Consider the following 17,804-nt stretch of genomic DNA (forward strand, 5'->3'; position numbering starts at 1 on the left):
GAAAAACCGGGCCTAGTGCCCGGTTTTTTGTGGGCGCTCGAAAGTGTATTTGCATTAGTATTTTTCTATCGATTCTTAAAGGGTAATGAATTTGTAGGTGTAGCGTTCATGATCAATACTCCCTCTCAGCCGATTAGCCGGCAGCTAAACACTGACAGAGGAAGAGATCGCATGAGCCAAAATAAAACGCTTACCACCGCCAGTGGCGCTCCTGTCGCCGACAACCAGAATTCCCGCTCTGCCGGCCCTCGTGGCCCGCTGCTGCTCGACGATTTCCACCTGATCGAGAAGCTTGCCCACTTCAACCGTGAAAACATCCCTGAGCGCCGAGTGCACGCTAAAGGATCGGGTGCCTACGGCACATTCACCGTCACCCGTGATATCACCGGGTACACCAGCGCCAAACTGTTTGAATCTGTTGGCAAGCAAACCCCAACCTTCCTGCGGTTTTCCACCGTGGGCGGTGAGCGTGGTTCAGCCGATACCGAACGCGATCCACGCGGTTTCGCCCTGAAGTTCTACACCGAGGAAGGCAACTGGGACATCGTTGGTAACAACACGCCGGTGTTCTTTATCCGCGATCCGCTGAAGTTCCCGGACTTTATCCACACCCAAAAGCGCCTGCCGCAAAGCAATCTGAAAAGCGCGCAGATGATGTGGGATTTCTGGTCGCACTCACCTGAAGCGCTCCACCAGGTCACTATCCTGTTTTCGGATCGTGGTATCCCTGATGGCTACCGTCATATGCACGGCTTCGGTAGTCACACTTACAGCCTGATGAGCGCCGATGGTCAGCGTCACTGGGTGAAGTGGCACTACAAGACCCAGCAGGGGATCAAGAATCTGGCGCCGGCAGAGGCTGCGCGTCTGGCGGGTACTGACCCGGATTACGCGCAACGAGACCTGTTCACGGCGATCGAGCGTGGTGATTTCCCGAAGTGGCGCGTGTGCATTCAGATCATGACTGAAGCGCAAGCGGTCGCGCATTATGAGAACCCGTTCGACGTGACCAAAACCTGGTCGCAGAAAGAGTTTCCGTTGATCGAAGTGGGCGAGCTGGAGCTCAACCGCAATCCGCAGAACTATTTCGCTGAAGTTGAGCAGGCAGCGTTTGGCCCGAGCAACATGGTGCCGGGCGTTGGTCTGTCGCCAGACCGCATGCTGCAGGGGCGCGTGTTTGCGTACGCTGATGCGCATCGCTATCGCATTGGCACCAACCATCAGCAGCTGCCGGTGAACGCGCCTCGTAGTCCGGTCAATAGTTACCAGCGCGATGGCTCGATGGCATTTGGCAGTAACGGCGGTGCGGCACCGAACTACGAGCCGAATAGCTACGTTGAATCGCCGAAACAAGCGCCTCGCTATGCTGAGCCGCCATTGGCACTGAGCGGTGCGGCTGATCGCTACGATCACCGCGAAGATACCGACTACTACAGCCACGCCGGTGCGTTGTTCCGTTTGATGAGCGACGAGCAGAAAGCGCTGCTGGTGAACAACATTGCCGGCGCAATGGCCGGGGTTTCCAGCGATGTGGTAGACCGCCAATTGCAGCATTTCTACAAAGCCGATCCGGCGTATGGAGAAGCAATCGCAAAGCTGCTCAACGTACAGCTTAACGAAGTCTAAATGAGAAGCAGAACCGCCCTCGATTGGGCGGTTTTTGCGTTATTTAAACCACTTTTCTCAGAATATCTTCGCTTTTATCGCGCCAGCGGAGTGACCAATCGGTCGTCGTGGTTCAAACTACACACTTTCAAGCAGGGAGATGTAGGGCGATGCAAGGCCACCCAGACGTAATCGATTACCTCAACACGTTGCTGACCGGCGAACTGGCGGCGCGTGATCAATATTTCATCCATTCGCGGATGTACGAGGACTGGGGTTTCACCGAGCTCTACGAACGTATCAATCACGAAATGGAAGAAGAGGCTCAGCACGCTGACGCCCTGATGCGCCGAATTCTGATGCTCGAAGGCACTCCGCGCATGCGTCCGGACGACCTGGATGTCGGCACCACTGTACCCGACATGCTCGCCGCCGACCTGCGACTGGAATACAAAGTCCGCGCCGCACTCTGCAAGGGCATCGAACTCTGCGAGCAGCACAAGGATTACGTTAGCCGCGAGATGCTGCGTATTCAGCTGAACGACACCGAAGAAGACCACACCTACTGGCTTGAGAAGCAGTTGGGTCTGATCAAGTTGATCGGTCTGGAGAATTATCTGCAATCGCAGTTCTGAACCTCAGATCGCCTGTAGGAGCGAGCTTGCTCGCGATGGACTACAGAACGCCGCGTATATTCATGGATCACGCGTTATCGTTAACCACCATCGCGAGCAAGCTCGCTCCTACAGGCGGCGATACAAAAAGCCCCTGTCACCAACAAAGTGACAGGGGCTTTTTCATGGACCTGATTCAGGCCCTGTCGCGCTCCAGCAACGGCTTGAGATAGAAGCCGGTATGCGATTGCTTCATCTCTGACACTTCCTCCGGTGTACCGACGGCAATGATTTGTCCGCCCTTGGAACCGCCTTCCGGCCCCAGGTCCACCAGCCAGTCGGCCGTCTTGATCACGTCCAGGTTGTGCTCGATCACCACTACAGTGTTGCCGTGGTCGCGCAGGCGATGCAACACGTCGAGCAGTTGCTGAATATCCGCGAAGTGCAGGCCAGTGGTCGGCTCATCAAGGATGTACAGCGTCTTGCCGGTATCGCGCTTGGACAGCTCGCGGGACAGTTTCACCCGCTGGGCTTCACCCCCCGACAGCGTCGTCGCCGATTGCCCCAGCTTGATGTATGACAGACCCACATCCATCAACGTCTGAAGTTTGCGCGCCAGCGCCGGAACCGCGTCGAAGAACACCCGAGCTTCCTCGATAGTCATTTCGAGCGTCTCGTGGATGCTCTTGCCCTTGTACTTGATTTCCAGGGTTTCGCGGTTGTAGCGCTTGCTCTTGCAGACGTCGCACGGGACATAGATGTCCGGCAGGAAGTGCATTTCCACCTTGATCAAACCATCGCCCTGGCACGCTTCGCAGCGCCCGCCCTTCACGTTGAAGGAGAAGCGCCCCGGACCGTAGCCGCGCGAACGGGATTCCGGCACACCGGCGAACAGTTCGCGAATCGGCGTGAACAACCCGGTGTAGGTCGCCGGGTTGGAACGCGGCGTGCGACCGATCGGGCTCTGGTCGATATCGACAACCTTGTCCAGATGTTCCAGGCCCTTGATGCTGTCGTGAGCGGCGGCTTCAAGCGTCGTTGCACCGTTGAGTGCCGTGGCGCTCAATGGAAACAGGGTGTTGTTGATCAGCGTCGACTTGCCCGAACCGGACACGCCGGTGACGCAGGTCAACAGGCCGATTGGAATGTCCAGATCGACGTTGCGCAAGTTATTGCCGCGAGCGCCCTTGAGGGACAGCGACAACTTCTTGTTACGCGGCGTGCGCTCGGCTGGAACGGCAATCTTCACTCGGCCCGACAGGTACTTGCCGGTCAACGAGTCAGGGTGGGCCATGACCTCGGCTGGCGTACCTTCGGCGACGATATGTCCACCGTGTACACCCGCACCCGGACCAATATCCACCACGTAATCTGCCAGCCGAATGGCATCTTCATCGTGCTCGACCACGATCACCGTGTTGCCGATGTCCCGCAGGTGCTTGAGCGTACCGAGCAGGCGATCGTTATCGCGCTGATGCAAGCCAATCGACGGCTCATCGAGGATGTACAGAACGCCAACCAGGCCTGCACCGATCTGACTGGCCAGGCGAATACGCTGTGCCTCACCGCCGGACAACGTGTCCGCACTGCGATCCAGCGACAAGTAGTCGAGGCCAACGTTGACCAGGAATTGCAGGCGCTCGCGAATTTCCTTGAGAATCTTGTCGGCAATTTCGCCGCGACGGCCCGTCAGCTTCAGAACACCGAAGTACTCGCAGGCATCGCCGATTGGCAGATTGGTCACCGCGGGCAAGGTCTTCTCGCCGACCCACACGTGCCGCGCCTCGCGACGCAAACGGGTGCCGCGGCAATCCGGACAAGGCTGAGTGCTGAGGAACTTGGCCAGCTCTTCACGCACCGAGGCGGACTCGGTTTCGCGGTAGCGACGCTCCAGGTTCGGCACGATGCCTTCGAACGGGTGCGAGCGTTTGACGATGTCGCCACGGTCGTTCAGGTATTTAAAATCGACGTTTTGCGAGCCGCTGCCGTGCAGGATGAACTTCTGCTGATCGGCCGGCAGTTCGTTGAACGGCACTTCCAGGCTGAACTTGTAGTGGGAAGCCAACGACCCGAGCATCTGGAAGTAATAGACGTTGCGCCTGTCCCAGCCGCGAATCGCACCTTCGGCCAACGTCAGTTCACCGTTCACCAGCCGCTTGATATCGAAGAATTGCTTAACACCCAAGCCATCGCATGTCGGGCAGGCACCGGCCGGGTTGTTGAAGGAGAACAGCTTGGGTTCCAGTTCGCTGATGGCATGGCCGCAGATCGGGCAGGCAAAGCGCGCGGAGAAGATGATCTCTTCGCCGGGCTCGTCGTCCATCGGCGCCACCAGCGCAATGCCATCCGCCAGCTTCAATGCTGTTTCGAACGACTCGGCCAGACGCTGTTGCAGATCGGCGCGGACTTTGAAGCGGTCGACCACGACATCGATCGAATGCTTCTTCTGTTTGTCCAGCTTCGGCAGCTCGTCAAGCTCGCAGAGCCTGCCGTTGACCCGTGCCCGCACAAAACCCTGGGCGCGCAACTCTTCGAAGACCGAAAGGTGTTCGCCTTTGCGCTCGCGGATCACCGGGGCCAGCAGCATGAGTTTGCTGCCCTCCGGTTGCGCGAGAACCAGGTCGACCATCTGGCTGACAGTCTGGGCTTCCAGCGGAATATCGTGATCCGGGCAGCGCGGAATGCCGACACGGGCGTAAAGCAAGCGCAGGTAGTCGTAGATTTCGGTGATGGTGCCAACGGTCGAGCGCGGGTTGTGCGAGGTCGACTTCTGTTCGATGGAGATCGCTGGCGACAGTCCTTCGATGGTGTCGACGTCCGGCTTTTCCATCATCGACAGGAACTGCCGGGCATAGGCCGACAGCGATTCGACGTAGCGGCGCTGGCCTTCGGCGTACAGCGTATCGAAAGCCAGGGACGATTTGCCGGATCCGGACAGGCCGGTGATGACGATCAGTTTGTCCCGTGGCAGGGTCAGGTCGATGTTCTTCAGGTTGTGGGTTCGGGCCCCACGAATCAGGATCTTGTCCAAAGTGGCCTCGCTTGGCGGGCGTCGAAAACGTAGGAGTATACGGCCAAATACTGGATGGATGCACACTATCGAATAAGCGGGTTATTGTCTTTCATGAAGAGTCTGTCAGCAGAGCGCGGCAAAGCGTCGCGATATACCCTGTCAATCGATGGGACTGGTAGAATCGCCGCCGGTTCACATGAGGTTTTTCCATGCACGATCCCCACAGCGAACGCATGAGTGGCAGTGAGACCCGCGCAGCAAGCGGTCTAGCCCTGGTGTTCGCCTTCCGTATGCTTGGCATGTTCATGGTATTGCCGGTACTGGCAACCTATGGGATGGATTTGGCAGGAGCGACCCCGGCCCTCATCGGGCTGGCGATCGGCGCTTACGGCCTGACCCAGGCGATCTTTCAAATTCCTTTTGGCTTCATTTCCGACCGTATCGGTCGCCGTCCGGTGATTTATCTGGGGCTGATCGTCTTCGCCCTCGGTAGCGTGCTGGCGGCCAATGCCGATTCGATCTGGGGCGTCATTGCCGGGCGAATCCTGCAAGGTGCAGGGGCCATTTCCGCGGCGGTCATGGCTTTGCTGTCAGACCTGACCCGGGAACAGCACCGGACGAAAGCCATGGCCATGATCGGCATGACGATTGGTCTGTCGTTCGCTGTCGCCATGGTTGTAGGACCGCTGCTGACTCGCGCCTTCGGCCTGTCCGGGCTGTTCCTCGCCACCGGCGGCATGGCGTTGTTTGGCATTGTGATCGTGATGTTCATGGTCCCGCGGGCCACCGGGCCATTGCAGCATCGAGAATCCGGCGTCGCGCGCCAGGCGCTGATACCGACACTCAAGCACCCGGACTTGCTGCGCCTCGACCTCGGCATTTTTGTGTTGCACGCGATGTTGATGTCGAGCTTCGTTGCATTGCCCCTGGCCCTGGTCGAAAAAGCCGGGCTACCCAAAGAGCAGCACTGGTGGGTGTACCTGACCGCACTGCTAATTTCCTTCTTCGCCATGATCCCGTTCATTATCTACGGCGAGAAGAAACGCAAAATGAAACGAGTTTTATTGGGCTCCGTGCTGACGCTGATGCTCACTGAGCTATTCTTCTGGAAGTTCGGCGATAGCTTGCGGGCTCTGGTAATCGGGACGGTGGTGTTTTTTACCGCGTTCAATCTGCTGGAAGCTTCGCTGCCATCGCTGATCAGCAAAGTTTCACCGGCCGGCGGCAAGGGCACGGCAATGGGGGTGTATTCCACCAGCCAATTCCTCGGTTCGGCACTGGGCGGGATCCTCGGCGGCTGGATGTTCCAGCATGGCGGTTTGTCGGTTGTGTTCCTGGGATGTGCCGGCCTGGCTGCCCTCTGGCTAGCCTTTGCTGTTACCATGCGCGAACCTCCCTACGTGACGAGTCTGCGCTTGCCGTTGTCGGCCGAGGCGATCCGCGAAGCGGGTCTGGTCGAGCGCCTGAAGGCCGTCGTAGGGGTAACAGATGCAGTGATCGTTGCAGACGAAGCGGCGATTTACATCAAATTGGACACAGAACTATTGGATCGCACTACCCTCGAGCGCCTGGTGAACAACCCGCCCGAGGCAGCGTGCGTAGCCTAGGAGAACGTTATGGCCCGTGGGGTTAACAAAGTCATATTGGTCGGTACTTGCGGCCAGGATCCCGAAGTTCGCTACTTGCCTAACGGTAACGCCGTGACCAACCTGAGTCTGGCGACCAGCGAACAATGGACCGACAAGCAAACCGGCCAGAAGGTCGAGAAGACCGAATGGCACCGTGTATCGATGTTCGGCAAAGTTGCTGAAATCGCCGGCGAATACCTGCGTAAAGGTTCGCAGGTCTACATCGAAGGCAAGCTGCAGACCCGCGAGTGGGAAAAAGACGGTATCAAGCGTTACACCACTGAAATCGTGGTCGACATGCAAGGCACCATGCAACTGCTGGGCGGCCGTCCACAACAGGGCGACCAACAAGGCGGGGGCAACAACTACCAGCAGTCCGCCCCGGCTCCACGCCAGCAGGCTCCGCGCCCACAGCAGTCGGCACCGCAACAGTCGCGTCCGGCTCCACAGCAGCAGGCCGCGCCTCAGCCGGCTCCGGATTTCGACAGCTTTGATGACGATATCCCGTTCTAGAAAAGCAGCTATCCAGTCAGTAACAAAAAAGCGAAGCCATCTGGCTTCGCTTTTTTGTTGGCGCCGTTAACTCGATAACGAAGTCACGTTGGCCCGCGCCGTGTGCAGTTTTTTGTAGCTGTCGATCAATCGCAGGTGCCTGTCGAGGCCCTCCAGTTTCATGCTGGTTGGCGTCAAGCCATGGAAGCGCACGCTGCCGTCCACCGATCCGATCGCTGCGTCCATCCGCTCGTTGCCAAACATCCGGCGGAAATTGGCCTCGAAGTCTTCCAGTTCCAGGTCTTCGTCCAGCTTCATCTCCAGCACCACATTGACGGCCTGGTAGAACAAGCCACGCTCAACCGTGTTGTCGTTGTACTGCAGGAACATTTCCACTGCCTCTTTCGCCTCTTCAAATTGCTGCAAGGCGAGATAAATCAGCAGCTTCAACTCCAGGATCGTCAGCTGACCCCAGGCCGTATTGTCGTCAAATTCGATGCCGATCAAGGAGGTGATGTCGGTGTAGTCGTCCAGCTCACTTTCCACCAGGCGCTCAACCAGCGCTTGCAGTTCGTCTTCGTCCAGGCGATGCAGGTTCAGGATATCGGCGCGGAAGAACAGCGCTTTGTTGGTGTTATCCCAGATCAGATCGTCTACTGGATAAATTTCCGAATAGTCCGGCACCAGAATGCGGCAGGCCTTCGCGCCGATATGCTCGTAGACGGCCATGTACACTTCCTTGCCCATGCCTTTGAGAATGCCGAACAAGGTCGCGGCTTCCTCGGCATTCGAGTTTTCACCCTGGCCGGAGAAGTCCCACTCCACGAATTCGTAATCCGACTTGGCACTGAAGAAGCGCCACGACACCACGCCGCTGGAGTCGATAAAGTGCTCAACGAAGTTATTCGGCTCGGTCACCGCATGACCTTCAAACGTCGGCTGGGGCAAGTCGTTGAGGCCTTCGAAGCTGCGGCCCTGCAACAATTCGGTCAGGCTGCGTTCCAGCGCCACTTCCAGGCTAGGGTGCGCGCCGAATGAAGCGAACACACCGCCGGTACGCGGGTTCATCAACGTGACACACATCACCGGGAATTCACCCCCCAGGGATGCATCCTTCACCAACACAGGGAACCCTTGCTCTTCCAGCGCCTGAATACCGGCCAGTATCCCGGGGTACTTCGCCAGCACGCTGGCCGGCACATCCGGCAGTGCAAATTCACCTTCGATGATTTCGCGTTTTACCGCGCGCTCGAAGATCTCCGACAGGCACTGCACCTGGGCTTCGGCCAGCGTGTTACCGGCACTCATGCCGTTGCTCAGGTACAGGTTTTCAATCAGGTTGGACGGGAAATACACCACCTCGCCGTCCGACTGGCGCACGTACGGCAGTGAGCAGATGCCGCGCTCTTCATTGCCAGAGTTGGTATCGATCAGATGGGAGCCGCGCAGTTCGCCGTCGCGGTTGTAAATCTTCAGGCAGTACTCGTCGAGAATTTCAGTCGGCAGCGCGTCTTTGCGGCCAGGCTTGAACCAGCGCTCGTTCGGGTAATGCACAAACGCCGCATTGGCGATGTCTTCGCCCCAGAACTGGTCGTTGTAGAAGAAGTTGCAGTTGAGTCGCTCGATAAACTCGCCCAGCGCCGAAGCCAATGCGCCTTCCTTGGTCGCACCCTTGCCGTTGGTAAAGCACATAGGCGAGTGCGCGTCGCGGATATGCAGCGACCACACGTTGGGCACGATATTGCGCCACGAGGCGATTTCAATCTTCATGCCCAGGTCCGCCAGAATGGCCGACATATTGGCGATGGTTTGCTCCAGCGGCAGATCCTTGCCGGCGATATAAGTGCTCGCCTCTGAGTTAGAAGCAGGCATCAACAACGCCTGGGCATCGGCGTCGAGGTTTTCCACCTCTTCGATCACAAACTCAGGCCCGGCTTGCACCACTTTTTTCACGGTGCAACGGTCGATGGAGCGCAGGATGCCCTGGCGGTCCTTGTCGGAAATGTCCGCTGGCAACTCGACCTGGATCTTGAAGATCTGGTTGTAACGGTTCTCCGGGTCAACAATATTGTTCTGCGACAGGCGGATGTTATCGGTGGGGATATTGCGCGTGCTGCAATACAACTTCACAAAGTAGGCGGCACACAACGCCGACGACGCCAGGAAGTAGTCGAACGGACCCGGTGCCGAGCCATCGCCTTTGTAGCGGATAGGTTGATCGGCCACCACCGTGAAGTCATCGAACTTGGCTTCAAGCCGAAGGTTGTCGAGAAAGTTGACCTTGATTTCCATGGGGGATTACCAGAATAACGGGCTAGACGATTTGGCCGCCATTATCCGGCTTTTCGGCCGTAAGTCTCAGAAAAAAGGCCAGTCACGTACGCGCGCGACTGGCCTTCCTTGTTTCGGGAACGTCGGATTGCAGCACCCGACGCAGAAATGTTGATCAGTGATGCGCCGCCAGGAACTCGTCGGTGGACACCACGCTTGCATAGGCGAAACCCAGGGCCGACATGAAGGCCGCGTGAACGTGAGCAGCCGGGACGATGACTCCGTTGAACTCCAAGTCACGGGAGGCACAGGCGTCGTGAACGACCGTAACGGTGTAGCCGAAGTCAGCAGCAGCGCGAGTGATGCCATCGACGCACATGTGGCTCATGCTGCCGACGACTACGAACTCCTTGATGTCTTGTTCGTCGAGGATCGATTTCAGTTCGGTTTCGCGGAACGCGTTGACGAAGTGTTTGAGCACCACTGGCTCGTCGGCGCGGTTAAGGACTTTGGGGTGCAGCTTCGCGCCCTCGGAACCCGGGGTGAAGAACGGCGCGGCGTCGGAAGTGAACTCATGGCGGATGTGTACCACCGGTTTTTCGGCGCCACGAAAGGCCGCGAGCAGACGGGCGGCGTTGTCGGCGGCGGCCTCGGCGCCCACCAGCGGCCACTTGCCTTGGGGGAAGTAGTCGTTTTGGATATCGACTACGATGAGTGCTTGCTTGGCCATGACTGTTTCCTCGAAGTGCTTGTTGGGTGTGGAATGAAGTATTAGGTCTGGTCGGCCGTCCGAGGATTGGCTGCACCGACATTAGAAGGGGGAAAACTGACAATGAGCGTAGAAAGGGCAGTCGCCGAACTGGGTGTGTTGATCTACCCCGGCGCGCAGATGGCCGCGGTGCATGGGCTGACGGACTTGTTCGGGGTGGCTAACCGGATTGCCGCCGAGCATCAGGCTGCGCAGTTACCGTTGCTGCGGGTCAGTCATTGGCAGGTCGATGGCGATCAAATGCCTGAACGCGTTTACGACAGCCATCCCGCCCCGGACGGTGCATTGGTGGCGGTATTGATCCCGCCGTCGATTGGCGGCTTTTCTGAAGGTCAGGCGCCAAAAGGTTTGCTCCGCTGGATTCGCCAGCAACATGCACAAGGCGCGACCCTTGGCGGCGTGTGCGTGGGGTCAATACTGTTGGCCGAAACCGGCCTGCTCGACGGTCGCAGTGCCACCACTCACTGGACATCGGCCAAAACCTTCGCCGAGCGATACCCGGCGATCAAGCTCAAGGCCGACACGCCCATTGTCGATGACGGCGACCTGATCACAACGGCCGGGCTGATGGCCTGGTCCGAGCTGGGCTTGCGTCTGGTCGATCGTTTGCTGGGGCCGAGCATCGCTACCGGCACCGCGCGGTTTCTGGTGGTGGAACACAGCGACAGTGCGAGTGAATGCGGCAGCAACTTTGCACCGATTCTCAGCCATGGCGACGCGTCGATTCTCAACGTCCAACACTGGTTGCAAAGCACCGGGGCGACCGATGTGTCGCTGACGGCAATGGCCGAACGGGCAGGGCTGGAAGAGCGCACCTTCCTGCGTCGATTCCGCGCGGCGACCGGGCTCAAACCCACCGAATACTGCCAACACCTGCGGGTCGGCAAGGCCCGGGAAATGCTCGAGTTCACCAACGGCACGATCGATCACATTGCCTGGACCGTCGGCTACCAGGACCCGAGTGCGTTTCGCGCGACATTCAAGAAGATCACCGGGTTGGCGCCGAGTGATTATCGGACACGGTTTGGAGTGACGTCGACCGCTGCCGTGGCTCGATAGCAGCATCACCACTGATTAAGTGTGGGAGCGGGCTTGCTCGCGAATGCAGTGTGTCATGCAGTATTAATATCGACTGAAAGATTGCATTCGCGAGCAAGCCCGCTCCCACCTTATAAAGGTGTAAAGCTTGGGGTCGTGCAAAATGCCGGAGTCTTGGAGGGCGTCGTGCAGAATAAAACAGGCTTAGTGCTATCACGATCCCCACAACTGGCTGATTCGAAAGCCGTTTCACGAAACCACCCCTTGGCCTGATCTCTGCACCCCTTCAACTACATTCATCACGCGCAGATTGAAGGGGGATGCATGACCCCAACAAACCGCAAAAAACTGGTGGTCGCCCATTCGGTGCGCCCAGACGCTCCGCTGCATGAAGTCGAAACCAATCGAGCGCTGGCTCGATGGCTGGCACACATTGTAGGGCTCAAATACGGCGGCAGTTACGACCCCGAACTTCACAATGGCCGAGACCTTTACCTGCTGCCAACCCAGACCCTGGTCGGCGTTGCTGCGGCCCGGCAACTGGGCGTCAAAGGGCCGGAAGATTTGTGGGGTGGTTACGTCGACCATGATTTCATTTGTACCAAAGCCATCAGCCACGGTTTACACAACAAAAATGCGTTCGCCCCCGAAGGCTGGTCACCGCTGTTTTCCGAACGCGTGCGCAACGTGGTGCTGGACGGTCTCAGTGTGTTCTCTCTGGACGATGCGCGACCCGCCGCAGAACATCTGCTCTACAGCGGTCCGATTCGCTTGAAGCCGATTCATGCCTGCGCCGGCCGCGGTCAGGAAGTGATTCATAGCCTCGACGAGTTCGATGCCATCCTCGCCAGACCCGATGCAAAAACACTCTTCACCGGCGGAGTGGTGCTGGAACAGGAGCTGGACCAGGTGATTACACACAGCGTCGGACAGAGCATTATCGGCGACAAGGTGCTGAGTTATTGCGGTGATCAATACTTGACCGAAGATGGTCAGGGCGAGCAGGTTTATGGAGGTTCCAACCTGCTGGTGGTGCAGGGCAATTACGATGACTTGCTGGCGCTGGATCTGTCGGACGATGTGCGGCTGGCAATCCGGCAGGCCCAGGTCTTCGACAGCGCCGCGGATGAGGCCTATCCCGGGTTTTACGCTTCGCGCCGCAACTACGACATTGCCCAAGGTCTGGACAGCAACGGCAAACAGCGCAGCGGCGTGCTCGAACAGTCGTGGCGCATGGGCGGGGCCAGCAGCGCCGAAGTGGCGGCGTTGCAAAGTTTCGTCAACGATTCGGGCATGCGCGCGATTCGCGTGTCTTCGGTGGAAACCTATATCGATCAATCGCTGCCACCGGACGCCATCGAGGTCTACCGTGGGCCGGCGGAAAACAGTGACTTTCTTCTCAAGTACGTAACGGTCAACTCCTATGACGGCTAGAAGCGAAACCATTCAGATCGACATCGACGATGAACAGATGATCGGGACTTTTCTCAGTCCCAAATCGAAAGTTCCTGGTGTGCTGTTCGTGCACGGTTGGGGCGGCAGCCAGGAGCGGGACCTGGAGCGGGCCAAAGGCATCGCCGGCCTCGGTTGTGTGTGCCTGACGTTCGACTTGCGCGGGCACACTGGCGGCAAAGGTATTGCGCTGTCTCGCGTGACCCGGGAAGACAACCTGCGCGACCTGCTCGCAGCGTATGACCGCTTGCTCGCCCACCCGGCGCTCGACACGTCCGCCATTGCGGTGGTCGGCACCAGTTACGGCGGTTACCTGGCCGCGATCCTGACCTCGTTGCGCCCGGTTCGTTGGCTGGCGCTGCGGGTGCCGGCGTTGTATCGCGATGAGCAATGGCACACGCCAAAGCGAGACCTGGACAAGCTCGATTTACGCGATTACCGCAGCACATTCGTCCGCGCCGAGAGCAATCGTGCGCTGCATGCGTGTTCGCAATTTACCGGGGACGTGCTGCTGGTGCAGTCCGAGACCGACGAGTATGTGCCCCACGCAACCATCATGAGTTACCGCGCCGCCTGTCAGCGAACGCATTCATTGACCCACCGCATCATCGACGGTGCAGACCACGCGTTGACCGATCCGATTTCCCAACAGGCGTACACCTCGATCCTGGTGGGCTGGATCACCGAAATGGTGGTTGGCGAGCGGTTGAGCATTATTCAATCCTCGTAGGAGCTGCCGAAGGCTGCGATCTTTTGACTTTGCTTCTAATCCCTGGGTTTCTTCGCAATTCGCAGCGACTTCGCCTTGGCTTCCACCACCAAATACATCACCACCGTAATCAACAACGGCAAAATAAAATAAATCGCCCGATACGCCAGCAACCCCGCCACCAGGCTGCCCCGCGAAGCCTCGTGTTGCAGCAACGCCACAAACACCGCCTCCAGCACCCCAAGCCCGGCAGGGATGTGGGTGATAACCCCGGCGATGGCGCTGATCAGCAACACCCCCAGCACCAGTGGATAATCCAGCTTGCTCGGCAGCAGGGTGAAAATCACCGCCGCCATCAACGACCAGTTCAGCGCCCCGAGCGCCAGTTGCAGGATTGCCATGCGCAGGGACGGCAGGTCGATTTCCAACCCGCGAATCGCCCACTCCCGACGCTTGGAAAACCGGCAGGCCGCCAGGTACCCCGCGCTCACCACCAACAGCAACACGCCCACGCCTTGCAACGCATCGCTGCTTAGCGTCCAGCCCGGCGGCATTCGCACCAGCCCGCTGCTGAACACCGCGCCGGCAATCACCATGTAACCGAACCAGTTCGTCGCCAGGCTCAGCCCGAGGATTTTCGCGATGTTGCTCTTGCTCACGCCCAATCGCGAATACAGCCGATAACGCATGGCAATGCCGCCTACCCACGCGCTCAAATTGAGGTTGAAGGCGTAGCTGATAATCCCCACCGGCAGGATCTGTTTCCAGGTCAGGTCCTGTCGAATGTAAGTGCGTCCGATCAGGTCGAAGCAGGCATACACCAAAAAACTCACCAGCGTCAGTCCCGACGCGAGGACCAGCGTACGCACCTTGAAATCGGCGAGGGTGTCGAACACTTCGTTCCATTCGATGCGCTGAGCGAGCGTTGTGAACAAGACAATCAGCACCAGGAAAAACAGGATCGTCAGCGGTTTTTTCCAGCGGCTCCAGCGGGACTTGCTCGGGCGCTGCGCATGAGTGACGGGTTGCGCGTCAGAGTGGCTCATCAGGTGTCACTCCCGGCGGATGGGCAAAAGGTTTCAGCCGCGGTTTGTGTGCAGGCAGCCAGCCGGCCCAGGCGGGAAAATGCCGCAGGAAGTGAAACACCAGAAAGCCGATGGTCATGTGCCAGACGCGCCCGCGCGGCGACGTGTCCGCAGACATGGCTTTGCAATGGTTATTGCTCAACGTTTCGAGGCGCTGGAACAGTTCGCGGTTGAACGCACGGTCGCGAATCAACACGTTGGCTTCCAGGTTCATCGACAGGCTCAACGGGTCGAGGTTGCTGGAGCCGACGGTGCTCCAGTCTTCGTCCACCAGCGCGACCTTACCGTGCAGCGGGCGCTCGCAATATTCGTGAATCTGCACGCCGGACTTGAGCAGGTAGTCATAGGTCATGCGCGCGGCCAGCTTGGCCACCAGCATGTCGGGCTGACCTTGCAGAATCAGCCGCACATCAACGCCTCGACGGGCAGCGTTGCGGATCTCGCGCAGCAAGCGATAGCCGGGGAAGAAATACGCGTTGGCGATGACCACCCGTCGTTGGGCGCTGCGCAGTACCTGCCGGTAGACCTCTTCGATGTCGGTTCGATGGTCGCCGTTGTCGCGGTACACCAGCCGAACCTGGCCGTCGTGATCGCTGAACGCGAGCTCCGAACGGCGTTGCCGGCGACGTTGCCACCAGTATTTGGCGCGAACCGGGCGGCCGCTTTGCAACAACGCGAAGTGATGAATGTCGGCCACCGCCGGGCCTTGCACTTCAACGGAGTAATCCTGTTTCGCCTCGGGCCCGAAGTCGCCCAAATGGTCGGCGGAAAAGTTGATCCCGCCGAGGAACGCAATCGTGCCGTCGACCACCACGATTTTGCGGTGCAGGCGGCGGAACCAGTTGGTGCGGATGCCGAGATGCTTCGGTGCAGGGTCGAATATCTGGAGGTGCACACCGGCTTCACTCAGGGCGGCGAGAAACTCGGAGCTCAACTCACCGCAACCGAAACCGTCAAGGCTGACGGTGATGCGCACGCCGCGTTGCGCTGCTTCGATCAAAATCTGCTGCAGTTCAATGCCGACCTTGTCCTCGAACAAAATGAAGGTCTCCAGCAGGATTTCATTCTGGGCCTGACGCAGCACTTCAAATACCCGGGGAAAATATTCTTCACCATTTTCCAGCAGATCGACCCGGTTGTTGCCTTGCCAGCCATATTCCACGTTGACGGCTGCCGGCTCGCCCATTGGCGGTGCGGCAATCTGTTCTACCGTGGTTTTTTCCATCGATGGAGTGCTCATAGCTCAATCTCCACCGAGAGCGGTGCGTGGTCGGAAAGGTGTGACCAGGGTCGTGCCGCCAGCACTTGCGGGCGGCTGGCTTTGAGGTTGCGTACGTAAATTCGGTCTAGACGTAACGTCGGCATTCGCGCCGGAAAACTGCGCGCCGGTTTACCGTGTTGTTCGGCGAACACTTCCCGTAAACCGCAAGGCTTGAGCAGCGCATCAGCCCGCTGGCGCCAGTCGTTGAAGTCGCCGGCGACGATCACCGGGGCATCGGCCGGTAACGCTTCGAGGCGCTGGGCCAGCAGCTTGAGTTGCTCCGTACGGTGGGTTTCACGCAGGCCCAAATGGACGCAAATCGCATGCACTTCCGGCCCGTCACCGGGCAGTCGCAGCACGCAATGCAAGAGGCCGCGGTTCTCATGGCCACTGATGGAAACGTCGAGGTTGTCGTGGCGAATAATCTGGAATTTCGACAACAGCGCATTGCCGTGATCGCCCGCCGGGTAAACCGCGTTACGTCCGTAGGCGAATTGCGGCCACAGGGTGTCGGCGAGGAATTCGTATTGCGGCATCGTCGGCCAGTTGCTGTAACGCTGAAGATGTTGCTCGTGGGTGCCGTGGACCTCCTGCAAAAACACAACGTCGGCGGACACGCTGCGCACCGCTTCGCGCAACTCGGGCAGGATGAAACGCCGGTTGAGCGCGGTAAAACCCTTGTGAGTGTTGACGGTCAGCACGGTAAAACGGCGCACGGCGGCGATGGTTTGTGGCTGATCGTCGGCGGGGTCGAACTGCTCGTCAGTGTTCATGGCAGCACGCCTTCGGCAGCCGGTTCGCCGGGGGCAGTGACCAGGTCGTTATCGAGGTGGAAATGCTCGAGTAAGCGGCGGGCATCGAAGGGGGCCCGGACTTTGATGTCGTTATCGAAATAGCAGAATATTTCGCGGGACTTGCGTGCTCGGGGTTTTTGCCGAGGGGCGATCAGTTGCGGATCGGAAGGCTGCTTGCCGTGACTCCACGCGTCGATCCGGTCACCCCAACGATCCAGCGCTTGGGGTGTGTAACCGCTGGCATAGAGCTCTTCGGCACCGTGTAGCCGCAGGTAGACGAAGTCACTGGTAAGGTCTTCGCGATACGGCCACTTTCCGGCGGTGTCAGCAATGACCAGGGCCACGTTGTAGCGTTTGAGCAGCCGAATGAATGCAGGGTCGACAAATGTCTCGTTCCTGATTTCGACGGCATGGCGCAGTGGCTTTTTCTTGTAAGCCTTCATGCTGGCGTGACCGTGCAGGTGTGAGTCGTGCTGACGGGCGAGGGCGGCGGCCTGCTCGGTGTCGCGGGGCAGTTGCTCGAGAAAGCGTTCGAACAGCTCGGCATCGAATTTGAAATTGGGCGGAAATTGCCAGAGGATCGGGCCGAGTTTCTCCTTGAGCTCCAGCACCCCGGAGGCAAAGAAATTAGCCAGTGGCTTGTGAATGTCTCGCAGGCGTCGGATGTGGGTAATGAAGCGTGGGGCTTTGACGCTGAAGACGAAGTCCGCCGGGGTTTCTGTGTACCACTGGGCGTAACGTTCGGGGCGTTGCAGGGCGTAAAACGATCCATTGATTTCGATGCTGTTGACCGCCCGCGAGGCGAATTGCAATTCACGCTTGTGGGCCAGCCCCTTCGGGTAGAAATCCCCCCTCCAAGGCGTGTAGCGCCAACCTGAAATACCAATGTGAATCGCCGCCATGTCGCCTCCCGTCCAGTGGTCCTCGCATTGCCCCGTCTTTTGATGACTGCCGGGTACGCGAGAAAGTTTCGACGGGATTACGGACGGTGAAGGCGAAAGATTGCACCTGTAGGAGCTGCCGAAGGCTGCGATCTTTTGATGTTGATTTTCAGAAGATCAACAGATCGCAGC

Annotated in this window: 14 protein-coding genes; 7 read left to right on the forward strand and 7 right to left on the reverse strand. The window is 58.7% G+C overall.

The genetic code is table 11. The features are described 5' to 3' along the window. The first annotated feature begins 171 nt into the window (after positions 1-171). Entirely contained in the window at positions 172-1,626 is a 1,455-nt protein-coding gene (locus JFU37_RS15505; protein WP_201116052.1) for a catalase, read from the forward strand. Between the two features lie 149 nt (positions 1,627-1,775). Beyond that, entirely contained in the window at positions 1,776-2,240 is a 465-nt protein-coding gene (gene bfr / locus JFU37_RS15510; protein WP_201116053.1) for a bacterioferritin, read from the forward strand. Between the two features lie 175 nt (positions 2,241-2,415). Here the strand turns inward: bfr and uvrA are convergent, their stop codons facing one another. Next, positions 2,416-5,250: an excinuclease ABC subunit UvrA gene (gene uvrA, locus JFU37_RS15515; RefSeq protein ID WP_201116054.1), complete on the reverse strand. Its 2,835-nt coding sequence runs from the start codon at positions 5,248-5,250 to the stop codon at positions 2,416-2,418. Positions 5,251-5,441: 191 nt separating this feature from the next. Between uvrA and JFU37_RS15520 the strand changes: the two genes are divergently transcribed. Continuing rightward, on the forward strand, positions 5,442-6,839 hold the full coding sequence (locus JFU37_RS15520) for an MFS transporter (RefSeq protein WP_201116055.1): 1,398 nt from the start codon (positions 5,442-5,444) through the stop codon (positions 6,837-6,839). Between the two features lie 9 nt (positions 6,840-6,848). Further along, entirely contained in the window at positions 6,849-7,373 is a 525-nt protein-coding gene (locus JFU37_RS15525) for a single-stranded DNA-binding protein (protein WP_007896798.1), read from the forward strand. 66 nt (positions 7,374-7,439) lie between these two features. Here the strand turns inward: JFU37_RS15525 and JFU37_RS15530 are convergent, their stop codons facing one another. Beyond that, entirely contained in the window at positions 7,440-9,644 is a 2,205-nt protein-coding gene (locus JFU37_RS15530; protein WP_201116056.1) for an OsmC domain/YcaO domain-containing protein, read from the reverse strand. A gap of 154 nt (positions 9,645-9,798) precedes the next feature. Next, positions 9,799-10,353 carry a cysteine hydrolase family protein gene (locus JFU37_RS15535; RefSeq protein WP_201116057.1) on the reverse strand — a complete coding sequence of 185 codons (555 nt, stop codon included), beginning with the start codon at positions 10,351-10,353 and terminating at the stop codon, positions 9,799-9,801. Positions 10,354-10,455: 102 nt separating this feature from the next. Between JFU37_RS15535 and JFU37_RS15540 the strand changes: the two genes are divergently transcribed. The 3 genes from JFU37_RS15540 to JFU37_RS15550 all read left to right on the forward strand — a co-directional run bounded on the left by JFU37_RS15540 (position 10,456) and on the right by JFU37_RS15550 (position 13,612). Then, positions 10,456-11,451 (forward strand): GlxA family transcriptional regulator, encoded by a 996-nt coding sequence (locus JFU37_RS15540; protein ID WP_201116058.1) that lies wholly within the window; start codon positions 10,456-10,458, stop codon positions 11,449-11,451. A gap of 303 nt (positions 11,452-11,754) precedes the next feature. Beyond that, positions 11,755-12,864, forward strand: coding sequence for a DUF3182 family protein (locus JFU37_RS15545; protein WP_201116059.1), 1,110 nt, complete (start codon positions 11,755-11,757; stop codon positions 12,862-12,864). Next, on the forward strand, positions 12,854-13,612 hold the full coding sequence (locus JFU37_RS15550) for an alpha/beta hydrolase family protein (RefSeq protein ID WP_201116060.1): 759 nt from the start codon (positions 12,854-12,856) through the stop codon (positions 13,610-13,612). Before JFU37_RS15545 ends, JFU37_RS15550 begins: the two co-directional genes overlap by 11 nt. 35 nt (positions 13,613-13,647) lie before the next feature. Here the strand turns inward: JFU37_RS15550 and JFU37_RS15555 are convergent, their stop codons facing one another. Genes JFU37_RS15555 through JFU37_RS15570 form a run of 4 tightly spaced genes read right to left on the reverse strand, consistent with a single transcriptional unit; the run spans position 13,648 to position 17,633 of the window. Continuing rightward, complete coding sequence (locus JFU37_RS15555; RefSeq protein WP_201116061.1) at positions 13,648-14,637, reverse strand: lysylphosphatidylglycerol synthase domain-containing protein; 990 nt, start codon at positions 14,635-14,637, stop codon at positions 13,648-13,650. Further along, a complete protein-coding gene (clsB, locus tag JFU37_RS15560) occupies positions 14,624-15,916 on the reverse strand; it encodes a cardiolipin synthase ClsB (RefSeq protein ID WP_201116062.1) in 1,293 nt (430 codons plus the stop codon). The genes JFU37_RS15555 and clsB overlap by 14 nt, the downstream gene beginning before the upstream one ends. Beyond that, positions 15,913-16,710 (reverse strand): endonuclease/exonuclease/phosphatase family protein, encoded by a 798-nt coding sequence (locus JFU37_RS15565; protein ID WP_201116063.1) that lies wholly within the window; start codon positions 16,708-16,710, stop codon positions 15,913-15,915. The genes clsB and JFU37_RS15565 overlap by 4 nt, the downstream gene beginning before the upstream one ends. Next, entirely contained in the window at positions 16,707-17,633 is a 927-nt protein-coding gene (locus JFU37_RS15570; protein WP_201116064.1) for a DUF72 domain-containing protein, read from the reverse strand. The genes JFU37_RS15565 and JFU37_RS15570 overlap by 4 nt, the downstream gene beginning before the upstream one ends. Between the last annotated feature and the right edge of the window lie 171 nt (positions 17,634-17,804).

The sequence above is a fragment of the Pseudomonas sp. TH41 genome (assembly GCF_016650695.1).
Lineage (GTDB): Bacteria > Pseudomonadota > Gammaproteobacteria > Pseudomonadales > Pseudomonadaceae > Aquipseudomonas.

What these genes read in the sequence shown, in the direction of transcription:
- clsB (WP_201116062.1), bottom strand. Translation starts at nt 15,916, where the DNA reads ATGAGCACTCCATCGATGGAAAAAACCACGGTAGAACAGATTGCCGCA.
- JFU37_RS15520 (WP_201116055.1), top strand. Translation starts at nt 5,442, where the DNA reads ATGCACGATCCCCACAGCGAACGCATGAGTGGCAGTGAGACCCGCGCA.
- JFU37_RS15530 (WP_201116056.1), bottom strand. Translation starts at nt 9,644, where the DNA reads ATGGAAATCAAGGTCAACTTTCTCGACAACCTTCGGCTTGAAGCCAAG.
- JFU37_RS15540 (WP_201116058.1), top strand. Translation starts at nt 10,456, where the DNA reads ATGAGCGTAGAAAGGGCAGTCGCCGAACTGGGTGTGTTGATCTACCCC.
- JFU37_RS15555 (WP_201116061.1), bottom strand. Translation starts at nt 14,637, where the DNA reads ATGAGCCACTCTGACGCGCAACCCGTCACTCATGCGCAGCGCCCGAGC.
- JFU37_RS15525 (WP_007896798.1), top strand. Translation starts at nt 6,849, where the DNA reads ATGGCCCGTGGGGTTAACAAAGTCATATTGGTCGGTACTTGCGGCCAG.
- JFU37_RS15505 (WP_201116052.1), top strand. Translation starts at nt 172, where the DNA reads ATGAGCCAAAATAAAACGCTTACCACCGCCAGTGGCGCTCCTGTCGCC.
- bfr (WP_201116053.1), top strand. Translation starts at nt 1,776, where the DNA reads ATGCAAGGCCACCCAGACGTAATCGATTACCTCAACACGTTGCTGACC.
- JFU37_RS15565 (WP_201116063.1), bottom strand. Translation starts at nt 16,710, where the DNA reads ATGAACACTGACGAGCAGTTCGACCCCGCCGACGATCAGCCACAAACC.
- JFU37_RS15535 (WP_201116057.1), bottom strand. Translation starts at nt 10,353, where the DNA reads ATGGCCAAGCAAGCACTCATCGTAGTCGATATCCAAAACGACTACTTC.
- JFU37_RS15550 (WP_201116060.1), top strand. Translation starts at nt 12,854, where the DNA reads ATGACGGCTAGAAGCGAAACCATTCAGATCGACATCGACGATGAACAG.
- JFU37_RS15545 (WP_201116059.1), top strand. Translation starts at nt 11,755, where the DNA reads ATGACCCCAACAAACCGCAAAAAACTGGTGGTCGCCCATTCGGTGCGC.
- JFU37_RS15570 (WP_201116064.1), bottom strand. Translation starts at nt 17,633, where the DNA reads ATGGCGGCGATTCACATTGGTATTTCAGGTTGGCGCTACACGCCTTGG.